The sequence below is a fragment of the Rhodopseudomonas sp. BAL398 genome, assembly GCF_033001325.1.
In the GTDB taxonomy this organism is placed as follows: domain Bacteria; phylum Pseudomonadota; class Alphaproteobacteria; order Rhizobiales; family Xanthobacteraceae; genus JARJEH01.
The window spans coordinates 1,967,909-1,992,918 of record NZ_CP133111.1 but is presented as its reverse complement, the minus strand read 5'-3'; the positions used below and the strand labels follow the sequence as shown (position 1 = coordinate 1,992,918).

The 25,010-nt window shown below is 64.6% G+C and carries 24 protein-coding genes; 17 read left to right on the top strand and 7 right to left on the bottom strand.

Features of this window, described 5'->3' with window-relative positions:
* Positions 1-3 precede the first annotated feature (3 nt).
* The 16 genes from RBJ75_RS09580 (at position 4) to hypE (ending at position 14,384) form a co-directional block, all read left to right on the top strand.
* A complete protein-coding gene (locus tag RBJ75_RS09580; protein WP_044410478.1) occupies positions 4-1,548 on the top strand; it encodes a hydrogenase 4 subunit F in 1,545 nt (514 codons plus the stop codon).
* Positions 1,549-1,571: 23 nt separating this feature from the next.
* Positions 1,572-3,287: an NADH-quinone oxidoreductase subunit C gene (locus RBJ75_RS09575; protein WP_044410476.1), complete on the top strand. Its 1,716-nt coding sequence runs from the start codon at positions 1,572-1,574 to the stop codon at positions 3,285-3,287.
* An 11-nt stretch (positions 3,288-3,298) separates the two neighbouring features.
* Entirely contained in the window at positions 3,299-3,877 is a 579-nt protein-coding gene (locus RBJ75_RS09570; RefSeq protein WP_044410473.1) for a formate hydrogenlyase complex iron-sulfur subunit, read from the top strand.
* A complete protein-coding gene (locus RBJ75_RS09565) occupies positions 3,874-4,617 on the top strand; it encodes an NADH-quinone oxidoreductase subunit B family protein (protein WP_044410471.1) in 744 nt (247 codons plus the stop codon). Before RBJ75_RS09570 ends, RBJ75_RS09565 begins: the two co-directional genes overlap by 4 nt.
* Complete coding sequence (locus RBJ75_RS09560; protein WP_044410468.1) at positions 4,614-5,015, top strand: formate hydrogenlyase maturation HycH family protein; 402 nt, start codon at positions 4,614-4,616, stop codon at positions 5,013-5,015. Before RBJ75_RS09565 ends, RBJ75_RS09560 begins: the two co-directional genes overlap by 4 nt.
* Complete coding sequence (hycI, locus tag RBJ75_RS09555; protein WP_044410466.1) at positions 5,012-5,503, top strand: hydrogenase maturation peptidase HycI; 492 nt, start codon at positions 5,012-5,014, stop codon at positions 5,501-5,503. The genes RBJ75_RS09560 and hycI overlap by 4 nt, the downstream gene beginning before the upstream one ends.
* Positions 5,504-5,536: 33 nt before the next feature.
* Positions 5,537-6,448, top strand: coding sequence for a formate/nitrite transporter family protein (locus RBJ75_RS09550; RefSeq protein ID WP_234707395.1), 912 nt, complete (start codon positions 5,537-5,539; stop codon positions 6,446-6,448).
* A 77-nt stretch (positions 6,449-6,525) separates the two neighbouring features.
* On the top strand, positions 6,526-7,545 hold the full coding sequence (gene moaA, locus RBJ75_RS09545; RefSeq protein ID WP_044410460.1) for a GTP 3',8-cyclase MoaA: 1,020 nt from the start codon (positions 6,526-6,528) through the stop codon (positions 7,543-7,545).
* A 2-nt stretch (positions 7,546-7,547) separates the two neighbouring features.
* The gene (locus tag RBJ75_RS09540; RefSeq protein ID WP_152647704.1) at positions 7,548-8,642 is read left to right on the top strand and encodes a nickel-dependent hydrogenase large subunit; all 1,095 of its coding nucleotides are present in this window, start codon (positions 7,548-7,550) and stop codon (positions 8,640-8,642) included.
* A 45-nt stretch (positions 8,643-8,687) separates the two neighbouring features.
* Complete coding sequence (gene fdhD, locus RBJ75_RS09535) at positions 8,688-9,521, top strand: formate dehydrogenase accessory sulfurtransferase FdhD (RefSeq protein WP_044410457.1); 834 nt, start codon at positions 8,688-8,690, stop codon at positions 9,519-9,521.
* A gap of 211 nt (positions 9,522-9,732) precedes the next feature.
* A complete protein-coding gene (locus RBJ75_RS09530; protein WP_052628911.1) occupies positions 9,733-10,095 on the top strand; it encodes a HypC/HybG/HupF family hydrogenase formation chaperone in 363 nt (120 codons plus the stop codon).
* A gap of 8 nt (positions 10,096-10,103) precedes the next feature.
* A complete protein-coding gene (locus RBJ75_RS09525) occupies positions 10,104-11,003 on the top strand; it encodes a LysR family transcriptional regulator (RefSeq protein WP_044410455.1) in 900 nt (299 codons plus the stop codon).
* Positions 11,004-11,066: 63 nt separating this feature from the next.
* The gene (gene hypB / locus RBJ75_RS09520) at positions 11,067-11,921 is read left to right on the top strand and encodes a hydrogenase nickel incorporation protein HypB (protein ID WP_044410452.1); all 855 of its coding nucleotides are present in this window, start codon (positions 11,067-11,069) and stop codon (positions 11,919-11,921) included.
* A 5-nt stretch (positions 11,922-11,926) separates the two neighbouring features.
* Positions 11,927-12,196: a HypC/HybG/HupF family hydrogenase formation chaperone gene (locus tag RBJ75_RS09515; RefSeq protein ID WP_044410450.1), complete on the top strand. Its 270-nt coding sequence runs from the start codon at positions 11,927-11,929 to the stop codon at positions 12,194-12,196.
* Positions 12,193-13,353, top strand: coding sequence for a hydrogenase formation protein HypD (gene hypD, locus RBJ75_RS09510; RefSeq protein WP_044410447.1), 1,161 nt, complete (start codon positions 12,193-12,195; stop codon positions 13,351-13,353). Before RBJ75_RS09515 ends, hypD begins: the two co-directional genes overlap by 4 nt.
* Positions 13,350-14,384, top strand: a complete 1,035-nt coding sequence (gene hypE / locus RBJ75_RS09505) for a hydrogenase expression/formation protein HypE (protein ID WP_044410444.1) — start codon at positions 13,350-13,352, stop codon at positions 14,382-14,384. Before hypD ends, hypE begins: the two co-directional genes overlap by 4 nt.
* A 164-nt stretch (positions 14,385-14,548) precedes the next feature.
* Here hypE and hypF read toward each other — a convergent pair whose 3' ends face one another.
* The 7 genes from hypF to xoxF5 form a co-directional block, all read right to left on the bottom strand.
* Complete coding sequence (gene hypF, locus RBJ75_RS09500; RefSeq protein ID WP_044408140.1) at positions 14,549-16,888, bottom strand: carbamoyltransferase HypF; 2,340 nt, start codon at positions 16,886-16,888, stop codon at positions 14,549-14,551.
* A complete protein-coding gene (gene mog / locus RBJ75_RS09495; RefSeq protein WP_044408143.1) occupies positions 16,885-17,403 on the bottom strand; it encodes a molybdopterin adenylyltransferase in 519 nt (172 codons plus the stop codon). The genes hypF and mog overlap by 4 nt, the downstream gene beginning before the upstream one ends.
* Positions 17,404-17,501: 98 nt before the next feature.
* A complete protein-coding gene (locus tag RBJ75_RS09490) occupies positions 17,502-18,593 on the bottom strand; it encodes a HoxN/HupN/NixA family nickel/cobalt transporter (RefSeq protein WP_411194499.1) in 1,092 nt (363 codons plus the stop codon).
* Between the two features lie 637 nt (positions 18,594-19,230).
* A complete protein-coding gene (gene gfa / locus RBJ75_RS09485) occupies positions 19,231-19,794 on the bottom strand; it encodes an S-(hydroxymethyl)glutathione synthase (RefSeq protein WP_044409306.1) in 564 nt (187 codons plus the stop codon).
* Between the two features lie 33 nt (positions 19,795-19,827).
* Entirely contained in the window at positions 19,828-20,937 is a 1,110-nt protein-coding gene (locus tag RBJ75_RS09480; RefSeq protein ID WP_044409307.1) for an S-(hydroxymethyl)glutathione dehydrogenase/class III alcohol dehydrogenase, read from the bottom strand.
* A gap of 71 nt (positions 20,938-21,008) precedes the next feature.
* Entirely contained in the window at positions 21,009-21,488 is a 480-nt protein-coding gene (locus tag RBJ75_RS09475; protein ID WP_152647675.1) for a c-type cytochrome, methanol metabolism-related, read from the bottom strand.
* A 124-nt stretch (positions 21,489-21,612) separates the two neighbouring features.
* A complete protein-coding gene (gene xoxF5 / locus RBJ75_RS09470) occupies positions 21,613-23,418 on the bottom strand; it encodes a lanthanide-dependent methanol dehydrogenase XoxF5 (RefSeq protein WP_044409308.1) in 1,806 nt (601 codons plus the stop codon).
* Positions 23,419-23,829: 411 nt separating this feature from the next.
* Between xoxF5 and RBJ75_RS09465 the strand changes: the two genes are divergently transcribed.
* Complete coding sequence (locus tag RBJ75_RS09465) at positions 23,830-24,798, top strand: helix-turn-helix domain-containing protein (protein WP_044409333.1); 969 nt, start codon at positions 23,830-23,832, stop codon at positions 24,796-24,798.
* The last annotated feature ends 212 nt before the right edge of the window (positions 24,799-25,010 follow it).

Sequence of the window (25,010 nt, the reverse complement as noted above, 5' to 3'; positions counted from 1 at the left end):
GCTATGGCCTCGTCGATTCTGCTTCCCCTGCTGCTATTCGGACCTTTGGCTGCCGCGCTCCTGATTTTCGCGGTGCCGGTCACGGCCCGGACCGTCTGGCGTGTTGAACTGCTCCACATCATCTCGATCCTCTATGTGCTGGTGATTGGCCTTGCGGCCATCGCCCATATGCTGACCGCCGGCACGCTGGCGGCGTTCGGCGATTGGCTGATGATCGACCCGCTGGCGGCGGTGTTCGTCGGCGTGATCGGGGTGGTCGGCTGCCTGACCGGGTTCTACTCGATCGGCTATATCCGCCACGATCTGGCGCATGACGAGCTGTCGCCAGCGAAAGTGAAAATCTACTACGGGTTCTTCAATCTCTTCCTGTTCACGATGCTGCTGGTGGTGACCTCCAACAATATCGTGATGATGTGGGTGGGCATCGAGGCGACCACGCTCGGTTCGGCCTTCCTGGTCGGCATCTACGGCAAGTCGACCTCGCTTGAGGCGGCCTGGAAATATCTGATCATCTGCTCGGTCGGCGTGGCGTTCGGCCTGTACGGAACGGTGCTCACCTTCGCCAATGCCGCAGCCGGTGCGATGGACCCGCATCAAGCGGTGCTGTGGACCAGTGTCGTCGCCCATGCGTCGGCACTCGATCCGACGCTGGTCAGGATCGCTTTCGTGTTCGCGCTGATCGGCTTCGGCACCAAGGCCGGCATCTTCCCGATGCACGCCTGGTTGCCCGACGCCCACTCCGAGGCCCCGAGCCCGGTGTCGGCGCTGTTGTCCGGCGTGCTGCTCAAATGCGGCCTGTTCGTGATCATCCGCTACTACATGATCACCGCGGCCGCGGTCGGGGTGGCGTTCCCGCAGATGCTGTTTCTGCTGCTCGGCATCCTGTCGGTCGGCGTGGCGGCCTTCCTGTTCTTCATGCAGAAGGATCTGAAGCGCAAGCTGGCCTATTCGAGCGTGGAGAATGTCGGCTTGATCCTGCTCGGTCTCGGCTTCGGCGGACCGCTCGGCATCGGCGCGGCCTTGCTGCACACCATCAATCATAGCCTTGCCAAGGCGCTGATGTTCTGCGGCTCCGGCAACGTCCTGATGAAGTACGGCACGCGTGACCTCAATGGCATCAAGGGGCTGCTGGGGGCCGCGCCGTTGACTGGGGTGATGATCCTGGTTGGCGCGTTGGCGATGGCCGGCTTCCCGCCGTTCAACGTCTTCGTCAGCGAGTTCATGACCGTCAACGCCGGTCTGGGAAGTGGTCACTACTGGATCGTGGCCGCGTGCGGGCTGTTGCTGACGGTCGTGGCGGCAGGCTTCGTTCAGATCGTCGCCGGTTCGGTGCTCGGGAAAAAACCCGAGGCACTGGCGACGGGCGACGTCGGCTGGCGCGCGCTGCTTCCGATGGTGGCGCTCGTGGTCCTGATCATGATCATGGGGATCTCGGTGCCACGCCCGATCGGCGATCTGCTGACCAGCGCCACCAAGATGGTCGATCAAGCGGGTGTCGCCACCGCGCAAGTCGGTCGTCCGACGATATCCGTCGCAACCCAGAAATAACCGCCGTACCACGGAGAAGTCCAATGAACGTTCATGTAAATGCCCGGGTCGGCGTCTCGCACATCGATTATCTGCGCGCGAAACTGCCCCATGCCGTGCTCGAAGAGCGTTGGCAGACACCGAACCAGGTGACCGTCACGGTCAAACTGAATCAGCTGCCGGACGCCGTCTCGGCGCTCTATTACGGGCGCGAGGGCTGGCTGTCGGTGGTGGTCGGCAATGACGAACGGCCGCTCAACAATACGTTCGGCCTGTATTACGTGCTGTCGATGGAGGGCGAGGATCGTTGCCACGTCGTCGTCCACGCCCAGGTGCCGAGCGACAACGAGGAATTCCCCTCGGTGACGCCGAAGGTGCCGGCCTGCGTCTGGGGCGAGCGCGAGATCCGCGACATGTACGGCCTGCGCCCGGTCGGCATTCCGGACGAAAGGCGGCTGGTGCTGCCCGATGACTGGCCGGACAATCTGCATCCGCTGCGCAAGGACGCGATGGACTACCGGCTGCGGCCGCCGCCGACCAGCGACAAGGAGAACTATCCGTTCGTCAACGACTCCAAGGGTGAGACCACCGTGGTCCCGCTCGGCCCGCTCCATATTACCTCGGACGAGCCCGGCCATTTCCGGCTGTTCGTTGACGGCGAAGATATCATCGATGCCGATTACCGGATGTTCTACGTGCATCGCGGCATGGAGAAGCTGGCCGAGACCCGGATGGGCTACAACGAGGTGACGTTCCTCGCCGACCGGGTCTGCGGCATCTGCGGCTATGCGCATTCGGTGGCCTATGCCAGCTCGGTCGAAAACGCACTCGGCATCATCGTGCCGCCGCGCGCCCAAGCGATCCGGTCGCTGCTGCTGGAAACCGAACGGCTGCACAGCCACATGCTGAACCTCGGCCTGGTCTGCCATTTCGTCGGCTTCGATTCGGGCTTCATGCAGTTCTTCCGGGTCCGTGAAAAGGCGATGACGCTGGCGGAGATGCTGACCGGCGCGCGCAAGACCTATGCGATCAACCTGATCGGCGGGGTTCGCCGCGACATTCTCGCCGAGCAGCGTACCCGCACGCTGCAGCTCGTCGGCGAGCTGCGCGAAGAAGTGCAGCGGCTGCTCGAAATCCTGTTGGGCACGCCGAATTTCGCTCCGCGTGTTGCCGGCGTCGGAATTCTCGACCGTCAGATCGCGCGGGACTATTCGCCGGTCGGCCCGGTGGTGCGCGGCAGCGGCTATAAGCGCGACACCCGCGTCGATCATGCGTTCGCCGGCTACGGCAATGTGAAGCTTCCGGTCCATACCGGCGACGGCTGCGATGTGCTGTCGCGGACCATGGTCCGCGCCGCCGAGATCTTCGACAGCCTGTCGGTGATCGAGCAGATCCTCGACGACACGCCCGCCGGGCCGATCATCAATGAGGACTTCACCTACAAGCCCCATCAATTCGCGCTGGGCTTCACCGAGGCGCCGCGCGGCGAAGACATTCACTGGTCGATGACGGGTGATAACCAGAAGCTCTATCGCTGGCGCTGCCGGGCCTCGACCTACGCCAACTGGCCGGTGCTGCGCTACATGCTGCGCGGCAACACGGTGTCCGACGCGCCGCTGATCGTTGGGTCCATCGACCCTTGCTACTCCTGCACCGACCGCGTGACGGTCGTCGACGTTCGCAAGGAGACCAGCAAGACGATCCCCTACAAGGAAATGGAACGCTACTGCCGCGAGCGTAAAGACTCGCCGCTGAAGTAGGGGAGGCATCAATGTTCAAGCTTTTACGGGAAGTACTGCGCACGGGTGAAGCAACGGTCAAGTATCCGTTTGCGCCGATCGAGGTCGAGAAGGATTTCCGCGGTCGGCCGGAGCATACCGCGGAACAATGCATCGCCTGCGCGGCCTGCACCATTGCGTGCCCCGCCAATGCGCTGTCGATGGAAACCGACGTCGCGGCGGGGACCCGCACCTGGTCGATCAATTACGGCCGCTGCATCTTTTGCGGGCGATGCGAGGAGGTCTGCCCGACCCAGGCGATCAAGCTGACGCAGGACTTCGAACTTGCGGTGGCAAACAAGGCGGACCTCACCGTCAAGGCGGTGTTCACCTTGGCGCATTGCGTCTGCTGCGACGAGCCGTTCGCCCCGGCCAAGGAAATCGCCTACGCGATCGCGCTGATCGAAGCCAATGACGTGATCGACCGGACCGCAGACCCGGCGGCGAGGGGGCCATCACCCGCGGAGGCCGAGCGCCGGCGCCGGATGCTGTCGACCTGTCCGAGCTGCAAACGCGTGAACGACCTGGTGCAGATCGCCAAAATCACCGCCAAGCAGGAGAAACGTCGATGAAAATGGACACCCCCGCCGACATCAAGCGGATGAAATCGTCGCTGCTGTCGAATATCCGCCGCTCCGCCTATGTCTATCGGGTCGATTGCGGCGGCTGTAACGGCTGCGAGATCGAGATCTTCGCGGCGATCACGCCGGTGTTCGACGCCGAGCGTTTCGGCATCAAGGTCGTGGCCTCGCCGCGCCACGCCGACATTCTGCTGTTCACCGGCGCGGTCACCCGGGCGATGCGGATGCCGGCGCTGCGCGCCTATGAAGCCGCGCCCGAACCGAAGATCGTGGTCTCTTACGGTGCCTGTGGTTGCAGCGGCGGCATCTTCCACGATTTGTATTGCGTCTGGGGCGGCACCGACCAGGTGGTGCCGGTCGACGTCTACATCCCCGGTTGCCCGCCGACACCGCCGGCGACGATCTATGGTTTCGCCGTCGCGCTCGGGCTGCTGGACCAGAAGCTCAAGGCCAAGACCCATATCGAGGCCGAGGGCGAGCGGGTCGGCATCGCGCATCCGGGCGTGCCGTACAATCTGCGCATCCATATCGAGCGCGAAGCGCGGCGGATGGCGGGCTATCGCCAGGGCCGCGACATCGCCGACAGCTTCCTCGGCATGTTGGGGATTCCCGGCGAGGCGCCGCTGGTCGAGCGGATCGCCAAATTCGTCGCCGCCGAAAGCGATCCGCGGGTCGCCGAGATCTATCTGCGGCTCGGCGAGGCGCTGGCCAGTCCGGAGTTGCGGCCATGAGCGGGGACATCGTGTTCTATCGTCTGAACGCGAAGATCCTCGATCGGGCCGAGGACGTGCCGGACGATGCGAAGCAGGTGGTTTACTACTCGCTGGCGATCGGTCACCACGTCGGCGTGTTCGACTGCTTCAAGCCGGTGCTGCGCTGCGCCGGCGATTTCTATCCACGGCTGGTGGACGCGTTGCCCGCCGGCGAGGCGCGGCGCAAGCTCGACGGCATGCGCCGTTTCGGCGAGATCACGATCGACCGCTCGCACACCGCGTTGCTCGGCGAGGCGATCGAACAGGCCGCGCCCGGATTCGATCCCGAGGTCGCGGCCTGGTTCAAGGAATTGTCGGTCTCGCTGGCGGCGATCGAGGCCGAGCCGGCGATCTACCTGATGGGACGACGGCTATGACCGGCGTCATCTTCACGGTCGGCAATTCGCTGATGGGCGACGACGGCGCCGGGCCGTTGCTGGCGGAGCTGCTCGAGGCAAATCCGGCCGCGGGCTGGTCGGTGATCGACGGCGGTGCCACGCCGGAGAACGTCATGCATTGCGTGCGCGCCGAAAATCCCGACCGGGTGCTGCTGATCGACGCCGCCGACATGCAATTGCCGCCGGGCACGGTGTGCCGGATCGAAGAGGCCGACGTCGCCAAGCAATTTCTCATCACCACCCACGCCATTCCGCTCGACATCCTGATCGCTTCGCTCAGGGAAACCGTGCCGCTTGTGACGTTTGTCGGCATTCAGCCGGCGGTGGTGACGTTCTACGGCGAGATGACGCCGTCGGTGAAGGCGGGGGTGGAGGGTCTGCACCGCAGCCTAATACAGGAAACGAACCCTGATGACCTGCCTACGGTGGCGGAACGCCACGAGGAGAAGTCAGTAACTGAAGTTTAGGTGCCACAAGTGAACACGTGAAGGAGAATTGTCGTGGCTGATGGTAATGCAAGTACGCAGATGTTTGGCTCGGACGCCTACTCGCCAGCGGAGATTCAAGACAAAGTCGAAAAATTGGGCGTGAAGAAGGCGCGCATGGCGTTCCTGCCGGAATTCATGCTGTCGATCGTCGCCGGCGGCTCGATTGGTCTCGGCGCGATGTTCTACATCATCGTGGCGGCGGATGACTCGCTCGGTTTTGCGATCTCGCATGTGCTGGGCGGCGTTGTGTTCTCGCTCGGGCTGGCGATCGTGATGATCGGCGGCGCCGAATTGTTCACCGGCAACTGCCTGATCGTGATGGCCTGGTGGAACGGCCAGATCCGAACCGGCGAAGTGCTGCGCAATTGGACCGTGGTCTGGCTCGGCAATATGGTCGGCGCCTTCGGCCTCGTGTTCCTGCTCTACATGTCGCATTTCTCCGCCCTGAACAATGGCGGCACCGGCAGCGCGATGTTGAAAATCGCGGTCGGCAAGGTGTCGCCGGATATGATCACGATCTTCTTCAAGGGGATCATGTGCAACCTGCTGGTCTGCCTCGCTGTCTGGCTGGCCTATGCGGGTCGCACGGTGGCCGACAAGATGGCCGGCATGGTGCTGCCGGTGGCGGCCTTCGTTGCCGCCGGTTTTGACCACTGCGTCGCCAATATGTTCTTCCTGCCGATCGCATGGCTGTTGGCGAATACTGGCCATGTGCCCGCCGGCATGGATGTGTCGGTACTGACCTTGGCCAACATCGCGCAAAACCTGATCGCCGCCACGCTCGGCAACATCGTCGGCGGCGCCGGCTTTGTCGGCCTGATCTACTGGGCGATCTATCGCAAGGGTTTGGGTGGCCTGACGCCGTTGCCCGCCAAGTCCGAGGCATCGGCGATCCGCGCGAAGACGGCCCAGCCGGCACGGTAAGCCTTGACGCCCGTGGCCGAGTTGCCCTCGGCCACGGGCGTACCAGATCAATCTCCTCGCTGCGTCGGAGTCATGCCATGTTGATCGGTCCCCAATCCTTAGCAAGCGGCACCCTGATCGACCCGATGGGGCGTCATATCGATCGGCTGCGCGTGTCGGTGACCGACCGCTGCAATTTTCGCTGCAGCTATTGTCTCGGCGCTCATCCGAAATTCGCGCCCCGCGCCGAGCTCCTGACCCTCGATGAGCTCGACCGGCTCTGCGCCGCCTTTGTGAGCTGCGGGGTGCGTCGGATCCGGCTGACCGGCGGCGAGCCGCTGGTGCGCCGCAATCTGCTGTCCTTCGTGCGGGCGCTGTCGCGGCATCTTGTATCGGGGGATCTTGATGAGATCACCATGACGACCAATGGCGCGCTGCTCGGCCGCTATGCCGGCGAACTCGCCGACGCCGGGCTCAGCCGTATCAATGTCTCGGTGGATACGCTCGATGCCGCCGACTTCGCCAGGATCACTGTCGGCGGCGACATCGGCGTGGTGCTGGCCGGCATCGAGGCGGCGCGCAGCGCCGGCCTGCCGGTGAAGCTCAATACGGTGGTGCAGGCCGGCGTCAACGAGACGGCGATTCCGGCGCTGATCGAATACGCCCATGCGCGCGACATGGATCTGACGCTGATCGAAGTGATGCCGATGGGGCTGTTCGCCGGCAAGCGGCCGGCGTCCTTCGTGTCGCTCAAGCAGGTTCGCGCCGATCTCGAACGGCAATTTACGTTGAGCGACGTGCTGGATCGCTCCAGCGGTCCGGCGCGCTATGTGCGCGTCGCCGAGACCGGCGGCCGGCTCGGCTTCATCACGCCGATGAGCCGCGGCTTCTGCGAATCCTGCAACCGGGTCCGCATCACCAGCACCGGCCAGCTGGTGCCGTGTCTGGGCCATGTCGAGGGCGTCGATCTGCGCGCGGCGTTGCGCGGCAGCGAGAGCGAGGCGCCGCTGGTCGACGCGATCATCGCGGCGATCGCCCACAAGCCGAACGGCCACGATTTCGCGGCGGCGCGGGTGCCGGCGACGGTCGAGCGCAGCATGAATGTGACGGGCGGCTGACGATGGGCCAGTGGATCGACGCCGGAGCAGTTCGTGTCGCGGTGGATGTGGCCGGGGGACGTGTGGTCGCGCGAACCGTGCGCAGCGACCGGCCGCGTGGCCTCGCATCGACGCTGACGCGGCACCCGCCGGCTGCGATTCCCGACCTGGTGCGGCGGATCTTTGCCTTGTGCGGGACCTCGCACGCGATCGCGGCGGCCAATGCGCTGGTGATGGCGGGCGCCGCGATCGCGGCGCCGCCGGCGCAGACCGCGGTTCGCCAACTCGCGGCCGAGCGCATCACCGCTCATCTGCAGGCGACTTTCATGGGCTGGAGCGCCACGGTGCCGCTGACCGCTTTGGAAGCCGCGGCATTGTCGCGCGCGCTGGTGGCGACGCGGGCCATGGGCAGCGACGGCGAGGCCATGATAGCGGCGCTTGACGCCCTCGGACTTTCGGCAGACCGCCGGGTCGGCAGCTGGGCCGATCGGCTGCTGGGCGCCGCGGACGGTCAGGATGGCGACCGGCTGCGGACGCTAGACGCGCTCGGCGCGGTCGACGACCACCGCGTTCTGGCCATGCTTGAGCGCCAGGGCGAGACATTTGCGGCGTCGCCCTGGCTGCGCGGCCGACGACCGGAGACCGGGCCGGCGGCGCGCGCCGCGCTGCGCGGCTTTCGGGCGGTTTCAAGCGCGCAACGTCTCGGCGCGCGCTTGAATGAAATCGCCGAGGCAGCCTTCGTGATGACCGGCGCGCAGGCGGATCCCGATGAATGGCTGGTCGCGGGCCGCTGCGACCCCGGCACCGGCTATTGCGCGGTCGAGACGCCGCGCGGTCGGCTCTATCATTTGGCGCAGCTCGGCCCCGATGGCGCCGTGCAGCGCTTCCTGATCGTGGCGCCGACGGAATGGAATTTTGCCTGCGATGGTCCGTTCGCGCTCGCGCTGGACCAGTTGCGGGTCAAGGATGCGGATCCGCGCGCGGCCATCGCGCGTCTCGCCATGCTCTACGACCCTTGCGTCGGCTGCGACGTCGAACTGCGCCAGACCCCGGCAGTCCAGCAAGGCGCGCTGCCTGAATCCCATTCCGAGGCGGAGTGGCTACGCGGCTTGTCGTGAGCCGGCGCAGCGCCCTGCCATCGGACTGCAAAAAGGAGAAGCCAAATGCCCTCGAGCTCACTGCACATCTGGCGTGAAACGCCCGCCCAGCCGCTCGGTCAGCCAGCCGGCACGGTGATCGTTGCCGAGGAAGTGCCCGTCGGCGTCATGTATGGCGGCATCCCCCATGCCGTGATGATGGCGACCCCGGCCGATCTCGAGGACTTCGCGGTGGGTTTCTCGGTGACGGAAGGCATCATTCAGGCAGCGACAGACATTCGCGGCATCAACACGCAGGAGACGCCGGATGGGGTTGAACTAAATCTGATGCTGACGCCGGAGCGGCTTCACGGCTTCCTGTCGCGCCGGCGCACGCGCAACCTGCGCGGTCACACCAGTTGCGGGCTGTGCGGCGTCGAGGAGATCAGCGATACCAGAGCCGAAACGCCGCGCGCGCCGGTCGGGCAGCCCTTCACCCAGGCGGCCGTGCGTCGCGCCCTGGCGGCGCTGCCGGCGCGCCAGGATCTGCACCGGAAAACCCGCGCGGCCCATGCGGCGGCCTGGGTCGCAACCGACGGGGATATCCTCCTGCTGCGCGAGGATGTCGGTCGCCACAACGCGCTCGACAAGCTGATCGGCGCGGCGATGCGCCAATCCGTCGATCTGTCGGCGGGATTCTGTCTGATCACCAGCCGCTGCTCCTATGAGATGGTGCAGAAGGCGTTGATGGCGGGGATGCCGGCAATCGTCGCGATCTCCGCCCCGACCGGGCTCGCCGTGCGCACCGCCGAAGCCGCCGGCCTGACGCTGGTGGCACTGGCGCGGTCGGAGGGACAGAATGTTTATGCCGCCGCGCATCGCATCCAGGAGTTGAAAGAGGATATCTCATGTTGTGATTGATTTCGATCAACCACAAAGTTTGGCGGACTCGTATCTGTACCGGGCCGGGCTGGGGAAGGATCGCGAGATATTGCGAGTGCCAAAACCGGAACCGAAGGACGCTTTCATCAGAATCATCCGATCCCAGCAAACAGCGCCCGTGTTCGGAAAGTCTATCCTCATGATTTGCTCTCATGCATGCCGCCCGCTCGATGCTGCGACGTGATCTGTCATGTGCATCGCCCTTCCTTGCAGAGTTCTGGCGGTCGTCGACGCCGACTTGATGCTGGTCGCCGTCAGCGGTGAGACCGACGGCGATAAGGAGGTTGTCTCCGCCGCGCTGGTGGTGACGCCGCAGCGGCCGGTCGCGACGCTCGTCGGCGCCTTCGTCCTGATCCATGCCGGCTTTGCACTGACCCTGATCGACGAGGCAGAGGCGCAATCGCGCCTGCAGGTTTTCGCCGCGCTGCGAGGCGGCAACGGCGCGATCGACCTTGACGACTTCTATGCCGTGACCGCGGACGCGAGGCCAGCGTCCGGGATGGACGGGGACAGCCCAGCCCATCCCGATACTGGCCCGAGATCCAATCCGTAGGGTTCACCATGTACGAGAAATTCGAGTATCTGCTGGCGCTTGAGCGGGAGAAACATTTTGGCCGAGCCGCGCAGGTGTGCGGGGTTTCGCAGCCGAACCTGTCAGCGGCACTGAAACAGCTCGAACTGCAATTCGGAGTCATGCTGGTCGACCGTGGCGCGCGTTTCATGGGGTTCACCCCCGAGGGGCTGCGCATCCTTGACTGGGCGCGCAGCATCGTCGGCGAATTCCGCGCGATGGAAGCCGAAATCGAACTGATGAAGCTCGGCAATGCCGGGCATCTGCGAATCGCCGCGATCCCGACCGCGCTGCCGATCCTCTCGCTGCTCACCAATGCCTATTGGGCCCGGCATCCCGGCGTGCATGTGTCGATTTCGTCATGCACTTCGGCGGAGGTGCTGTCCCGGCTGGACAACCTCGAAGCCGATATCGGGATCACCTATTTCGATCTCGAATCGGTCGGACGAAACGCCGAGCTGCCGCTGTACCATGAGCGCTATTGCCTGATCGCGGCCCGCGACATGGCGATGATGGACCGGCCCACGGTGACCTGGGAAGAGGTGGCGAAGATGCCGCTGTGTCTTCCGTTGGCGGACACCCAGAACCGCCGCATCTATGATCGCATCTTTAAGGAAATCGGCGTCACGGTTCAGCCGGCGCTGGAATCCAACGACTATACCGTGCGGATTTCGCATCTGCGCGGCGGACGGCTGGCGACGGTGATGCCGCGGATCATGGCGGGGGATTGGGCGATGCCGGCGGAACTGGTCGCGGTTCCGATCGTCGCGCCCGAGACCAGCACGCTGATCGGCTTGATCTATCCCAAGCGCGATCCGATGCCGCCGCTTACCGTGGCGATGATAAGTGAGGCCCGTCAGCTGGTTCCGGTGCTGACGGCGATGTCGTGAGATGGTCCCGGGCCGCTCGGCCGATGGCAGGCCAACGCCAATGTTGCAAATGGAGAAGACGTGATGTGTAGCACCTGCGGATGTGGCGGAAGCGAAGCGACCATTGAGGGCAGGGCTGATGCGCATGGGCATGATCACTCCCACGATCATCCTCATGGACATTCGCACGATCATCACCACGGCGGCCATCACCACGATCATCCGCATGATCACGATCATGGCCACGACCACAGCCATCATCCGGAGCCGGGGGCCGTCACCTCCCGCACCATCACGCTGGAGCGGGATATTCTCGCCGAGAACGATCGGCTGGCGGCCGCCAACCGGACGCGGTTTGCCGATGCCGGGGTGTTGGCGCTGAATCTGGTGTCCAGCCCCGGCTCCGGCAAGACCACCTTGCTGACCCGCACCATCGCGGCGTTCGGCGGCAGCGTGCCGGTTTGCGTCATCGAGGGCGATCAGCAGACCAGCAACGATGCCGACCGGATCCGCGAAGCCGGCGCGCCGGCGGTGCAGATCAACACCGGCAAGGGCTGCCATCTCGACGCCCAGATGGTCGGCCATGCCTGCGATCAGCTCGCGCTCGAGCGCGGCGGCGTGCTGTTCATCGAGAATGTCGGCAATCTGGTCTGCCCCGCGGCGTTTGATCTCGGCGAAGCCGCCAAGGTGGCGATCGTCTCGGTCACCGAGGGCGACGACAAGCCGCTGAAATATCCCGACATGTTCGCCGCCGCGCGGCTCATATTGGTCAACAAGATCGACCTGTTGCCGCATCTCGATTCCGATATCGCGGTGCTCACCGCCAATGCGCGGCGGGTCAATCCGGCGGTCGAGGTGCTGGTGCTGTCGGCGCGAACCGGCGAGGGCATGGAGGCCTGGCTGGCCTGGCTGCGGGCCCGGCTGGCCGCGAAGGAGTAGCGCCGATGTGCCTCGGCATTCCCGTAAAAATCACCGCGATCACCGATCCGGAAAAAATGCTGGCGCTGGCCGAGGTCAAGGGCGTGCGCCGCGAAGTCAATGTCGCGCTGGTCTGCGCGCCCGGCGAAACGCTCGAGGCGTTGGTCGGAACCTGGGTGCTGCTGCATGTCGGCTTCGCGGTGTCGCGGATCGACGAGGCCGAGGCGCGGATTACGCTGGATCTGCTCGATGCCACCGGACTTGAAGAAGAACTCGCCGCGATGGCGCCGTCATGACCGGCCCGGTCGTCAATTTCGCCGATGAATTCCGCGATCCCGCTCATGCCAAATCGGAACTGGCGCGGATCGCGAGACTCGCCGCTGCGCTCGGCGCCACCCGCGACAAGCCGGTCTCGATCATGGAGATCTGCGGCGGCCACACCCACACCATCTTTCGCCACGGCCTTGACCGGCTGATCGACGACGGCATCGAATTTGTGCACGGGCCGGGTTGCCCGGTCTGCGTGCTGCCGCAGGCGCGGATCGACGAATGTATCGAGATCGCCAACCGGCCCGGCGTGGTGTTGGCGACATTTGGTGACGCCGTCAGAGTGCCTGGCAGCAACGGCTCGCTGCTGGTGGCGAAGGCCAATGGCGCCGATGTGCGCATCGTCTATTCGCCGCTCGACGCGCTGGCGCTGGCGCGCAAGATGCCGGAGCGCGAGGTGGTGTTCTTCGCGCTCGGCTTCGAGACCACGATGCCGGCGACGGCGCTGACGCTGCTGCAGGCCGACCGCGAGGGCATCATGAATTTTTCGCTGTTCTGCAATCACATCACGGTGCCGCAGCCGCTGCGGGTGTTGCTGGAAGATCCGGCGATGCAGATCCACGGCTTTGTCGGTCCCGGCCACGTCAGCATGGTGATCGGGCTTGAGCCCTATCAATTCATCGCCGAGCAATACAAGCGCCCGGTGGTGATAGCTGGCTTCGAGCCGGTCGATCTGCTGCAATCGGTGGCGATGGTGCTGACGCAACTGGTCGAGGGCCGCGCCGCGATCGAGAACCAATATGGCCGCGTGGTGCGGGCCGCCGGCAATCCGCAGGCGCTCAAGGCGATCGAGACGGTGTTTGAGCCGCGCGCCAGTTTCGAATGGCGCGGGCTCGGCGAGATCGAATGGTCCGGCATGAAGATTCGCCCGCGCTATGCGGCGTTCGACGCCGAGCAGAAATTCGGCGTCGGCTATGGCGGCACCCGGGCTGAGACCGCGCCCGAACTAGCCGATTGCCGCTGCGGCGAGGTGGTCAAGGGCGCGATGAAGCCGCCGGACTGTCCGATGTTCGGCACGGTGTGCCGGCCGGAAACGCCGGTCGGCGCCTTGATGGTGTCGACCGAGGGATCTTGCGCGGCCTATTGGCAATATGCCGGCCGCCGCGTCGCGGAGGCGCTCGCATGAGCAGACTGATCGGTTCGGTGGTGACGCTGGCCCATGGCGGCGGCGGACGCGCGATGCGCGACCTCGTCGCGGAAATCTTTCTGCCGGCCTTCGACAATCCGACCCTCGGCATGCTGGAGGATCAGGCGCGGCTCGACCTCGGCGCGCTGGCGCAGCCTGGCGCGCGCTTGGCGTTTACGACCGATGGCTTCGTGGTGCAGCCGCTGGAATTTCCCGGCGGCGATATCGGCAAGCTGGCGGTGTGCGGCACCGTCAACGATCTCGCGGTCGGTGGCGCCGTGCCGCTGTGGCTGTCTTGCGCGGTGGTCATCGAGGAGGGGTTTGAATTCGAACGGCTGCGCCGCATCGTCGATACGATGCGCATCACCGCGTCTGAAGCCGGCGTGACCATCGTCACCGGCGATACCAAGGTGGTGGAGCGTGGCGCCGCCGATGGTCTGTTCATCACCACCGCGGGCGTCGGCGTATTTCCGCCGGGCCGCGATCTGGCCGCGATCCATGCGCGGCCGGGCGATGTGGTGCTGGTCAACGGTCCGCTCGGCGATCATGGCGCCGCGGTGATGGCGGCGCGCGGCGATCTGGCGCTGGAGACCTCGCTGATCAGCGATTGCCGTCCGCTCAACGGTTTGATGGCGGCGCTGCTCGCCGCCGCTCCCGGCACCCGCTGCGCCCGCGATGCGACGCGCGGCGGCGTTGCCGCCGTACTCAACGAAATCGCCGCGGCCGCCAAATTCGGCGTCGCCATCGACGAGGCGAAAATTCCGGTGCGGCCCGAGGTCGACGGCTTGTGCGAAATCCTCGGGCTCGATCCGCTGTACCTGGCCAATGAAGGCACGCTGGTCGCGGTGGTGCCGCCCGAGCAGGCCGACGCCGCACTGGCGGCGATGCGCGCCCGGGTCGAGGGGGCGCAGGCTTGCGCGATCGGCGAGATCACCGCCGGTCCGGCCGGCGACGTGGTGATGCGCACCAGGCTCGGCAGCGAACGGTTGGTCGATCTGATGATCGGCGATCAATTGCCGCGGATCTGCTGAGCGAGTTTTGTTATTGACCCGCCTCGCGTTACCAAAGCAGCGGTCACTCCGGGGCGCGAGCAGCGCAAGCTGCGCGCGAACCCGGAATCTCGCTGCGGAGGCTTTGCGTGTTGCGAGATTCCGGGTTCGCTCGGCCTACGGCCTCGCGCCCCGGAATGACACATTCAATTCGTCACGCGCGCGGCGGCGATGATGGCCTGGCCGAAGGCCAGCCCGCCGTCATTGGCGGGGATCTGCGCCGGCGCCAGCACCGGCAGCGCGGCCTGGCCGAGCCGGGTCAGGCAGGCCTGCAGCAGCATTCCGTTTTGGAACACGCCGCCGCCGAGCGCGATCGCCTTGGCGTCATGATCGCGGGCGATCCGCAGCGCCGTGTCGCAAAAGGCGGCGGCAAGGCCGTGATGAAACCGCGCCGCGATCGTCGCGGTTGGCACGCCATCCGCCAGATCCGCCAGTAGCGCGGTCCACATCGGCGCCGGATCGATGATCCAGGGATCGGTCGCGGTCGCAAGCTTGAACGGATAGCATTGGGTGTCGTCGCTGGGGCCGGCCAGCGCCTCCAGTGCCATCGCGGCTTCGCCCTCGAAACTCAGCCGTACGGGCGCGAGATCGAGCGCCGCCGCGACGGCGTCGAACAGCCGGCCGCAGGACGACGACAACGGCGCGTTCAGGCCCTGCGCCATCGCCTGGCGCAGCACGCCAAGCGGCTGCGCGGCGAGGATCGCGCCGCCCGGCAAATGCGGCAGGCGGGCCATGGTGCCGTCGACGCCAAACGCCCCGTCGAGCTGCGCCAACAGATTGCGCCATGGTTCGGTCACCGCGCGGGCGCCGCCGGGCAGCGGCACCGGTTGCAGACACGCCATCCGGGTGAAATTGGTGTAGTCGCACAATAGGATCTCGCCGCCCCACACCGTGCCGTCGGCCCCAAAGCCGACGCCATCGAGGGCGATGCCGACGACGCGGCCGCCGTCGCGCGGCCAGTGCCGCTCGGCCATCGCCGCGGCGATATGGGCGTGATGATGCTGGACCTGGATCAAAGGCAGGTTGTGGGCGGCGGCTGCGGCCTCGGCCCAATGCGTGCTGCGATAGGCGGGATGCAGATCGGCGGCGAGCGCAGCCGGGCGATGGTCGAACAGCTGCGCATAGTCGCCAATGGCGCGGACGAATTCGCCATAGGTGAGGGGTTCCTCGAGGTCGCCGAGGTGATGCGACAACAGCGCCTCATTGCCGCGTAGCAGGCAGATCGCAGCTTTCATCTCGCCGCCCAGCGCCAGCACCGCCGGCGCGTCGGCAAAGCCGGGCGGCAGGCTGCGCGGCGCCGGCGCGTAGCCGCGGGCATGGCGCAGCAGCCGGGCCTCGCCGCGGACCACACGGGCGACGGAATCGTCGAGCCGTCGCGCGATCGGGCGATCATGCATCACGAACAGATCGGCGAAGCCGCCGAGCTTGGCCTGCGCTTCATCGTTGCTGATGACCTGCGGCTCGCCCGAGACATTTCCGCTGGTCATCACCAGCGCGCCGCCGAACTCTCTGAGCAGCAAATGGTGCAGCGGCGTGGTCGGCAGCATGAAGCCGAGCAGGTTCTGGTTCGGCGCGACCGCCGGCGCGAGGCCGGCGGCAGGCTGGCGCAGCAGCAGCACGATCGGCGCCGCCGGGCTCGCCAGCAGCGCGGCTTCGGTGGCGTCGACAAAGCAGAACCGTCGGATGGCATTGAGGTCCGGCGCCATCAAGGCGAAGGGTTTGGCCGGGCGCCGCTTGCGCTGGCGCAGCGCCGCGACGGCGATTTCATTGCCGGCGTCGCAGGCCAGATGAAAGCCGCCGAGCCCTTTCAGGCCGACGATCTGGCCTTGGCGCAACGCCGCGACGGCGGCGGCGAGCGGATCGGCGGCGGGCAATAATTCGTCCGCCGCGCGCTGCAGCCACAGCCTCGGGCCGCAGACCGGGCAGGCGATCGGTTGGGCATGGAAGCGGCGGTCGGCGGGAGAGTCATATTCGCGGCGGCAGTCGGGGCACATCGCAAAGCCGCTCATCGTGGTGGTGGCGCGGTCATAGGGAATGGCCTCGAGAATCGAGAAGCGCGGTCCGCACGTCGTGCAGCTGGCGAAGGCGTAGCGATGGCGGCGCTCGCCTGCGCTGTCGATCTCGGCCGCGCAGGCGGCGCAGATCCGGGCATCCGGCACCACGCCGGCGGTGTGCTGGCCGCGCGATGCGGGCGAAGCCGCGATCGAGAACAGCGTCAGGCCGGCGGGGGGGGACCATGGCGCGCGCTCGACCGCGCTCACCTGCGCCAGCGGCGGGCACTCCTCGGTAATGGCGGCGGCGAGCGCGTCGATGGCGTGGCGTGAGCCGGCGACATGGATCAGCACGCCTTCGTCGTCATTATGCACCTCACCGACCAGACCGAGGCGATGCGCCAGCGCATAGATGAAGGGACGAAAGCCGACACCCTGCACCACGCCGCGCACGCGGATCGCTTCGGCGGCGGCGCTGATCGGCCGATCTGTCATTTCGGTCGGAAGGCGGCAATCACCGTGGCGTCGGTCTCGATCCGTCCGGCGCCGATCAGGTCGAGGCAAAACGGCACGGCGGCGAACACCGCCTGCAGGCAGACGGCGATCGAAGCCGGCTTGCCGGGCAGGTTGACGATCAGGCATTTGCCGCGCAGGCCCGCCATCTGACGCGACAGGATCGCGGTCGGGACATGCTCCAGGCTGGCCAGCCGCATCGCTTCGCCGAAGCCCGGCATTACCCGTTCGATCACCGATTCGGTGGCCTCGGGTGTGCAGTCGCGCGGCGAAGGGCCGGTGCCGCCGGTGGTGAGCAGCAGGTCGACCTTGTCGACGTCGCACATCTGGATCAGCGCATCGCGGACGCTGTCGACGCCGTCCGGGATCACCCGGCGGACCGGCTCCCACGGTGTAACGATGGCGCGGCCGAGCCAGTCGGCGATCGCCGGGCCGCCGAGATCTTCATATTCGCCGCGCGAGGCGCGGTCGGAGACGGTCAGAATGCCGATACGCACCATCAGGGAGTTTCCAAAATCGAATCTGCCGCAGTTGGCAGTGCCGCCAAGCTAGCATGGCGTTCGGCCCGTTTCTATTGCACCGCAAAGCGACAAGGTCAGCGAATATTGACTTCGATCTCGTCGTAGCGCTTCAGCCGGTAGACGATCGCCGACAACAGCCAGCAGGCCGCGAAGATGGCGATGATGAGATAGCCCAGCATGCCGAAATTCTCGTTGAGAGCGTAGATCCACGACCACACCGCGCCGTCCAGCGCCAACTTGTTGCCGATCAGCCCGAGACCCTCGACGCCGCCGATCAGCAGCGCAACCACCACCGAGACGAAGGTGATCGTCATATTGTAATAGAGCTTGCGGATCGGCTTGACGAAGGCCCAGCCATAGGCGCCGATCATCAGGATGCCGTCGGTGGTGTCGACCAGGGACATGCCGGCGGTGAACAGCGCCGGAAAGATCAGGATCGACCACAGCGGCAGTCCCTGCGAGCCTTGCGCGGCGGAAATGCCCAGCAGTCCGATCTCGGTGGCGGTGTCGAAGCCCAGGCCGAACAGCAGGCCGAGCGGATACATGTGCCAGCTCTTGGAGATCATCCGGAACAGCGATCGCAGCAATCGGCCGAGCAGCCCGCGCTGCGACAGCAGAATGTTGAGGTCTTCCTCGATCACGTCCTCGCCGCGCCGCGCCGCGTTGAACATCCGGAACACCGACACCAGGATCACGATATTGGCGGCCGCCACCATCAGCAGGAACAGTGCCGAAACCCCGGTGCCGATGACGCCGCCGATCTGCTTGAAGCCCTCGAATTTCGATTGGATCGCGCTGACCAGTAGCGCCACGAAGATCGAGGCCACGATGACCACGGTGGAGTGGCCCAAGGAGAAGAACAGCCCGACCGACAGCGGCCGCTTGCCGCTCTGTATCAATTTTCGGGTGACATTGTCGATCGCCGCGATGTGATCGGCATCGACCGCATGGCGCAGGCCGAACGTGTAGGCCAGCAAGGCGGTGCCGAGCAAAAGCGGATAGTCGCGAAAGGCGATCACCGCCGCCGCCCACGCGCCGATATTGAAGACGGCCAGCATGGCGTAGACCGCCATCACCTTGAAGCGATACCCTTCCGGTTCATCGTCAAACAGCCGACCGAGCCGGCCGCGGCGGGACGCAACAGCATTGACGGTGATTTCGCTCATGTTCAGCCTGCGCGATGCTCAGCCGCGGTGCCGGTTTGCGAGATCGAACAGCGCTCGGCCACCGTCGCGGCGGCATCTTCAGGCCCTGCTCGATCGCCCAGTCATAACCAAAGCAAATGCGGTGATAGTTGGATTGAATGGCCTCTTGGCAACCGCCGCGGCCCGCGTAGGACGCAACGGTTCGACCCAACGTAACCACACGCTGTATGACGTTTCAACTGGAATATCACACGATGAGCATCGCCGGGTTTCATCGGGATCTGTGGGGCGGCGAACCGTTAGCGAAATTCTGGTTTTGATGGAATCAGAACTGCGCTTCGGTGCGCTCACAACAGGCACTGCCTCATGGTGAGGAGGCGCGAAGCGCCGTCTCGAACCATGCGCCGCAGACATCCGGCTCCTCATCCTTCGAGACGCCCGGCTTTGCCGGGCTCCTCAGGATGAGGACTCAGTACCCTTGGGAACATGCAACGCGCGCCGCATCGCGACGCACGTCTTGCGCCGCGCGGGGCATCGGATCGCCGTCATTGATCGCCCTGACACGGCGGCGTGCAATCGGCATGAGAAACGCTGCCCGGCATCAAGGCGCGGGCGCGGGGCCGGCGGTGCGGGTCACCGCCAGCTCTGGCGACGCGGATCAGGCCGCCTTGGGTTGGGCCACATGGGTGGCGATCGCATCCATCAAGGCTGGCGACAGGCAATCATAGGGCTCGAGGCCGAGCTCCTTCAGCCGTGATCGGATGCCGGGCATCTCGGCCGGCTTGACCCCGGACTCGATCACCGACGAGACGAAGGCCGCGAAGCCCGGAGCGGCCGAGCCGGATTCCTGAAACAGTTCGGGATGGATGAAGTCGAGTCCGTAGAACGGATGGGCCTTGTTCTCGATGCGGCCATACATATGGGTGCCGCAGACGGTGCAGGCGTGGCGCTGGATCGCCGCCGATGGATCGACGATCTTCAGCTTGTCGCCGTTCTCGATCACCGACAGATTCTCGCGCGGCACCACGGCGACGACGGAGAAGATCGCGCCGTCGGGCTTCCAGCATTTGGTGCAGCCGCAGGCGTGGTTGTGGGCGACGTCGCCCTTGATGGCGACCTTGACCGGCTTGTCCTTGCATTTGCAGACCAGGGTGCCGCCGGCAAAATTGCCGGACCCCTGCTTGACGCCATCATCAACCGATGGGTGGATATGAACAGTCATGGGCTATCCTCCGGGTTTGCGACATTGTGGATGTCAAAACACGACGACCGATCGGATCGACTGGCCTTGATGCATCAGATCGAAGCCCTTGTTGATGTCCTCGAGCTTGAGCACGTGGGTGATCATCGGGTCGATGTCGATCTTTCCATTCATGTACCAGTCGACGATCTTCGGCACGTCGGTTCGGCCGCGCGCGCCGCCGAACGCAGTGCCTTTCCAGACCCGCCCGGTGACCAGTTGGAACGGGCGGGTGGAAATCTCCTTGCCGGATTCGGCAACCCCGATCACCACCGAGACGCCCCAGCCGCGATGGCAGGCCTCCAGCGCCTGACGCATCACCGTGGTATTGCCGGTGCAATCGAAGGTGAAATCGGCGCCGCCGTCGGTCAGCCCGACCAGATGCTGGACGATGTCGCCGTCGATCTTCTTGGGATTGACGAAATGGGTCATGCCGAAACGGCGGCCCCATTCCTCCTTGGAGTCGTTGACGTCGACACCGATAATCTTGTCGGCGCCGACCATCCGCGCGCCCTGGATCACATTGAGGCCGATGCCGCCGAGCCCGAACACCACGACATTGGCGCCGGGCGTCACCTTGGCGGTATTGACCACGGCGCCGACGCCGGTCGTGACGCCGCAGCCGATATAGCAACTCTTGTCGAACGGCGCGTCGTCGCGGATCTTCGCCACCGCGATCTCCGGCAGCACGGTGAAATTCGAGAATGTCGAGCAGCCCATATAGTGATAGATCGGCTTGCCCTTGAGGCTGAAGCGGCTGGTGCCGTCTGGCATCACCCCCTTGCCCTGGGTGGCGCGGATCGCGGTGCACAGATTGGTCTTCTGGCTCAGGCAGCTTTTGCACTGCCGACATTCCGGGGTGTAGAGCGGGATGACGTGATCGCCGGGCTTGACCGAGGTGACGCCCGCGCCGACCTCGCGCACGATGCCGGCGCCTTCATGGCCGAGAATCGAGGGGAAGATGCCTTCGCTGTCGAACCCGTCGAGCGTATAGGCGTCGGTGTGGCAGATCCCGGTGGCCTTGATCTCGACCAGGACTTCGCCAGCCTTCGGCCCGTCGAGATCAACCTCGACGATTTCGAGCGGCTTTTTTGCTTCGAAGGCGACGGCGGCGCGCGTCTTCATGAATAGTGTCCTTTCGGGTCTCAGTTCTGCAATCAGTTGGTCCGCAAGTCGGCTTCGTCGCGCGGAAATGGCTACTTCGAGCTCATGCAACTGTCTTCCGCCAAGGCATATTCGAGAGGCTTGCCGGCGTGCTTGGCTGGACGCCCGCGCGGCACGGCGTCATTGGCGCGGGCCCGAAGATAGACGTAGATATCGTTGAGATAGCAGACGACGTTGCGGTTGTTGCCGAACGACGGCATGACATTCTCCTGCGACGAGCTGACATTGGTGCGACCGTTCGCCACGATGGTCAGGAAGTCGCCGTAACTGAGCGTCTTCAACGAATTCTTGAGCGCCGGGGCGTAGGTCGATCCCATCCCGTCCGGTCCGTGGCAGACATGGCATTCGGAGTGATAACGACGGAAGCCGGAATAGGTGTACCAATCCACGGTGCCGTCGGCGGTGATGTTGTAGGTGGGGTTTCCTTCGACGTCGAAGGCCTCGCCGTCCTTGAACTTGACCGCGGTCGGGTCGACGGCGGGTTCGGCGAAGGCAAGTTCTGCTGATGCCACGATCAAAATCGCAGCCGCGACAGTCCAGAATTTCTGCAAGTGCGTTTCCTCGTGTTATTTTGTCCGGCCTTTGGCCGGTTGACCGGCGCATGGGATTTCGGTCCATGCGCCGGGACAGGTCAGGTCATTGCGGAAGTGCGAAGACGGTGAGGCTGCCGCCGAGCGAGGTGTAGTTGCTCAACGCGGCGTAACCGCCCACGGCTCCGAGACCGGCGGTCGGATCGGTCAACCCGGCCGCAAGGCCGATGCCGGCCCAGCCGCCGACGCCGGACAACACCGCGATGTACTGCCGTCCGCCGTGCTCATAGGTGGTGACGTTGCCGATAATTCCCGACGGAGTCTTGAACTTGTACAGCTCCTTGCCGGTCTTGGCGTCGACCGCCTTGAGATAGCCTTCCAGCGTTCCGTAGAATACGACACCCCCGGCGGTAGCGAGCGCGCCCGACCACACCGAGAACTGTTCCTTGTTGGACCAGGCGATCTTGCCGGTCTTGTTGTCCCAGGCAATGAAATTGCCCATGTGGTCATCGCCTGGAGGCGGATACATCGACAGCGTCGCCCCGACATAGGGCTGGCCGGCGGTGTAGCTCACCTTGAACGGCTCGTAGTCCATGCAGACGTGGTTGGTCGGCACATAGAACAGTTGCGTGTCCGGCGAATAGGCCGCCGGCTGTTCGTCCTTGGTGCCGAGTGCGGCCGGGCAGATGCCCTTGACGTTGGTGTCCTCGCCGGCCTTGTCGGTCGAGTATTTGTCGACGACCTTCGGGCGGCCATAGGTCGGCGAGCTCTTGTCCATATCGACGCCGCTGGTCCAGTTCACCTTCGGGTCGTATTTATCCGCGACCAGCAGTTCGCCGGTCTCCCGGTCGAGCGTGTAGCCGATTCCGTTGCGATCGAAATGGGTCAGCAGCTTGCGGTCTTTGCCGTCGATCTTCTGGTCGGTCAGGATCATCTCGTTGACGCCGTCATAGTCCCATTCGTCGTGGGGAGTCATCTGATAGACCCATTTGGCGATTCCGGTGTCGGGGTTACGGGCCCAGATGGTCATCGACCATTTGTTGTCGCCCGGACGCTGCTTCGGGTTCCAGGTCGAAGGATTGCCCGAGCCGTAATAGACCAGGTTCAGCTCAGGATCATACGAGATCCAGCCCCAGGTCGCGCCGCCGCCGATTTTCCATTGATCGCCTTGCCAGGTCTTCAGGCTGGAATCCTTGCCGATCGGCTTGCCGAGCACAGTGGTCTTTTCGGGATCGACCAGGAGTTGATCGTCCGGCCCTTCCGAATAGCCGCGCCAGACCATCTTGCCGGTCTTGATGTCATAGGCGGTCATATGGGCCTGGACGCCGAACTCGCCGCCGGAAATGCCGATCAACACCTTGTCCTTGATCACCAGCGGGGCCGAGGTGCCGGTGGCGCCCTTGCCGGGATCGCCGTTCTTCACCGTCCATTCCACCTTGCCGGTCTTGGCATCGAGCGCGACCAGCGTAGTGTCGGCCTGATGCAGGAAGATCTTGCCGTCGCCATAGGCAACGCCGCGATTCACCGTGTCGCAGCACATCACCGGAATGACGTTCGGATCCTGCTTGGGCTCGTATTTCCAGACGATCTTGTTCTCGTTGGACAGGTCAAGGGCATAGACCTTGTTGGGGAACGGGGTGTGGACATACATCATGTTCCCGATGATGAGCGGCCCGCCTTCATGGCCGCGCAGCACGCCGGTCGAGAATGTCCAGGCCACCTGCAGCTTGCCGACATTGGAGGCGGTGATCTGGTTCAGCGGCGAGTAGCGCGTGCTGGCGTAGTTGCCGGCGGGAATCACCCAATCCTTCGGATTTTGCGACATTTTGATGAGTTCGTCATTGGCGTAGCAAGCGCCAGAGGCGAATGTCGCCAGAGCCGCAACACTGGTTGCAAATAGCACCTTCCTCATAATGGTCTCCTCCCAGTTATCGAGTTTTGGTGTCGCTGAATCTGCCAAATTCTTCGTTGGCTGCGTGCCCGAACATAGGGCATCCGACCAAGCCGATCTTGCCCAAGAGAGAACGATATTTGCTCTAAAGCGAAGCTGGATCAAAAATGCAACGTTCCGCGCCTGGCTGGTCGTTTCACGCTGCAGTGCAGCGCGCGACAAGCAAGTATAGGTTGAGGTTCTGCTTGACGGAGCGAGAACGAAATCAGAGGATTAGTTCGCGATCTCGCGCACGCGTTCGTGCGCGGAGCTGGCGGGATCATGCGGGAGAAGACGCATCAGGAGCACGTCGGCGCAGTCATGTTGCAGTCATGTTCAAGCATCCACGTTGAAACGGTGGCGTGAGGGAGGCGAATGGGTGGCGGTATGATGATGGCTGATATGGTCGGCGCGCTTAGTACGTTCGGATTGACGCCAAGGAAACAGATTCAGTGTTGGACTGATGCGCTGTTTGATCTGTGCGGGCGCTTCGAGATCGACCCGCTGCAAGCGGCGTCGCTCGAAGCGCGGATCAGCTACGCGACCGTTTCCCGCCTGAAACTGTGCCGGATCGAAGTGAGCCAGCATCGCGTCGTGCATCCGCTGTCGCGCGCGACGGCCAGCGACCATCCCTATGTCAAGATCCTATTCCAGACTCACGGCGTGTCCTATTTCGAGCAGGACGGGCGTCACATCGAGCTGATGCCGGGAGATGGTCTGGCCTACGACGTGCAGTCGCCGCATACGATCGTCAGCCCGGCGTTGACGCGGCACGATGTGGTGATCGTACCCAAGGAGCTGCTGCGCGAGCGCGGCTTCCGTTCAGCAAGGATGCCGGCTTGCAAACTGTCCGCGCGGGCCGGCGCCGGGCGGATCGCGCATGATTTCGTCCGGGTCACGCTCGACGAGGCAACCAAGCTGTCGCCGCGCAATGCGCTTGGCGTCGCTGATTCCTTGATCGATCTGTTGCTGTTGCCGCTTCGCGACGCCGACATCATGGCCGATCGCGTCGGTCCCGAGGCGATGTATCTGCGCGCCCAGGGTTTCATTCGGGAACATTTGCGTGACCCGGAGCTCTGCATCGATCAGATCTCCATGGCGCTGGGCTGTACCAAGCGCTATCTGCACATGCTGTTCAGCGATCGGGGAATGACCGTCAGCGACTTCATCTGGCAGGCTCGGCTTCACAATTGTCGCCAGGAGTTGGAGACCCAGCCGGGCAAGTCGGTGACTGATGTCGCCTTTTCGTGGGGATTTTCGAGTTCCTCGCATTTCAGCCGCCTGTTCCGAAAATATTTCGGCGTTGTTCCGTCCTCCATTCACAAGATCCAGCACCACAATCAAGCATCGAAGGCCTCGTAGAGACCTCGCTAGTGAGCGGCGCCTTGCGGGTGATAACAACGTTGTCATTGCGCGCGCCTATCGATGCGGTGGTTAGGCGATGAACGTGGGCAGAAGGCGCATGCGGGGCGGGCGTTTGGCATCGTGTTAGTCTGATACGTCGTGTTTGTCGGAATGCGATGTCGAGCGCGTGTGCAGTGCACAACAGGTAGCAGGCTCTTGCATTGAGAGCG

Coding starts and splice junctions, on each gene's coding strand:
- RBJ75_RS09580 (WP_044410478.1), top strand. CDS start 4: ATGGCCTCGTCGATTCTGCTTCCCCTGCTGCTATTCGGACCTTTGGCT.
- RBJ75_RS09575 (WP_044410476.1), top strand. CDS start 1,572: ATGAACGTTCATGTAAATGCCCGGGTCGGCGTCTCGCACATCGATTAT.
- RBJ75_RS09570 (WP_044410473.1), top strand. CDS start 3,299: ATGTTCAAGCTTTTACGGGAAGTACTGCGCACGGGTGAAGCAACGGTC.
- RBJ75_RS09565 (WP_044410471.1), top strand. CDS start 3,874: ATGAAAATGGACACCCCCGCCGACATCAAGCGGATGAAATCGTCGCTG.
- RBJ75_RS09560 (WP_044410468.1), top strand. CDS start 4,614: ATGAGCGGGGACATCGTGTTCTATCGTCTGAACGCGAAGATCCTCGAT.
- hycI (WP_044410466.1), top strand. CDS start 5,012: ATGACCGGCGTCATCTTCACGGTCGGCAATTCGCTGATGGGCGACGAC.
- moaA (WP_044410460.1), top strand. CDS start 6,526: ATGTTGATCGGTCCCCAATCCTTAGCAAGCGGCACCCTGATCGACCCG.
- RBJ75_RS09540 (WP_152647704.1), top strand. CDS start 7,548: ATGGGCCAGTGGATCGACGCCGGAGCAGTTCGTGTCGCGGTGGATGTG.
- fdhD (WP_044410457.1), top strand. CDS start 8,688: ATGCCCTCGAGCTCACTGCACATCTGGCGTGAAACGCCCGCCCAGCCG.
- RBJ75_RS09530 (WP_052628911.1), top strand. CDS start 9,733: ATGTGCATCGCCCTTCCTTGCAGAGTTCTGGCGGTCGTCGACGCCGAC.
- RBJ75_RS09525 (WP_044410455.1), top strand. CDS start 10,104: ATGTACGAGAAATTCGAGTATCTGCTGGCGCTTGAGCGGGAGAAACAT.
- hypB (WP_044410452.1), top strand. CDS start 11,067: ATGTGTAGCACCTGCGGATGTGGCGGAAGCGAAGCGACCATTGAGGGC.
- RBJ75_RS09515 (WP_044410450.1), top strand. CDS start 11,927: ATGTGCCTCGGCATTCCCGTAAAAATCACCGCGATCACCGATCCGGAA.
- hypD (WP_044410447.1), top strand. CDS start 12,193: ATGACCGGCCCGGTCGTCAATTTCGCCGATGAATTCCGCGATCCCGCT.
- hypE (WP_044410444.1), top strand. CDS start 13,350: ATGAGCAGACTGATCGGTTCGGTGGTGACGCTGGCCCATGGCGGCGGC.
- hypF (WP_044408140.1), bottom strand. CDS start 16,888: ATGACAGATCGGCCGATCAGCGCCGCCGCCGAAGCGATCCGCGTGCGC.
- RBJ75_RS09490 (WP_411194499.1), bottom strand. CDS start 18,593: ATGAGCGAAATCACCGTCAATGCTGTTGCGTCCCGCCGCGGCCGGCTC.
- gfa (WP_044409306.1), bottom strand. CDS start 19,794: ATGACTGTTCATATCCACCCATCGGTTGATGATGGCGTCAAGCAGGGG.
- RBJ75_RS09480 (WP_044409307.1), bottom strand. CDS start 20,937: ATGAAGACGCGCGCCGCCGTCGCCTTCGAAGCAAAAAAGCCGCTCGAA.
- xoxF5 (WP_044409308.1), bottom strand. CDS start 23,418: ATGAGGAAGGTGCTATTTGCAACCAGTGTTGCGGCTCTGGCGACATTC.
- RBJ75_RS09465 (WP_044409333.1), top strand. CDS start 23,830: ATGGCTGATATGGTCGGCGCGCTTAGTACGTTCGGATTGACGCCAAGG.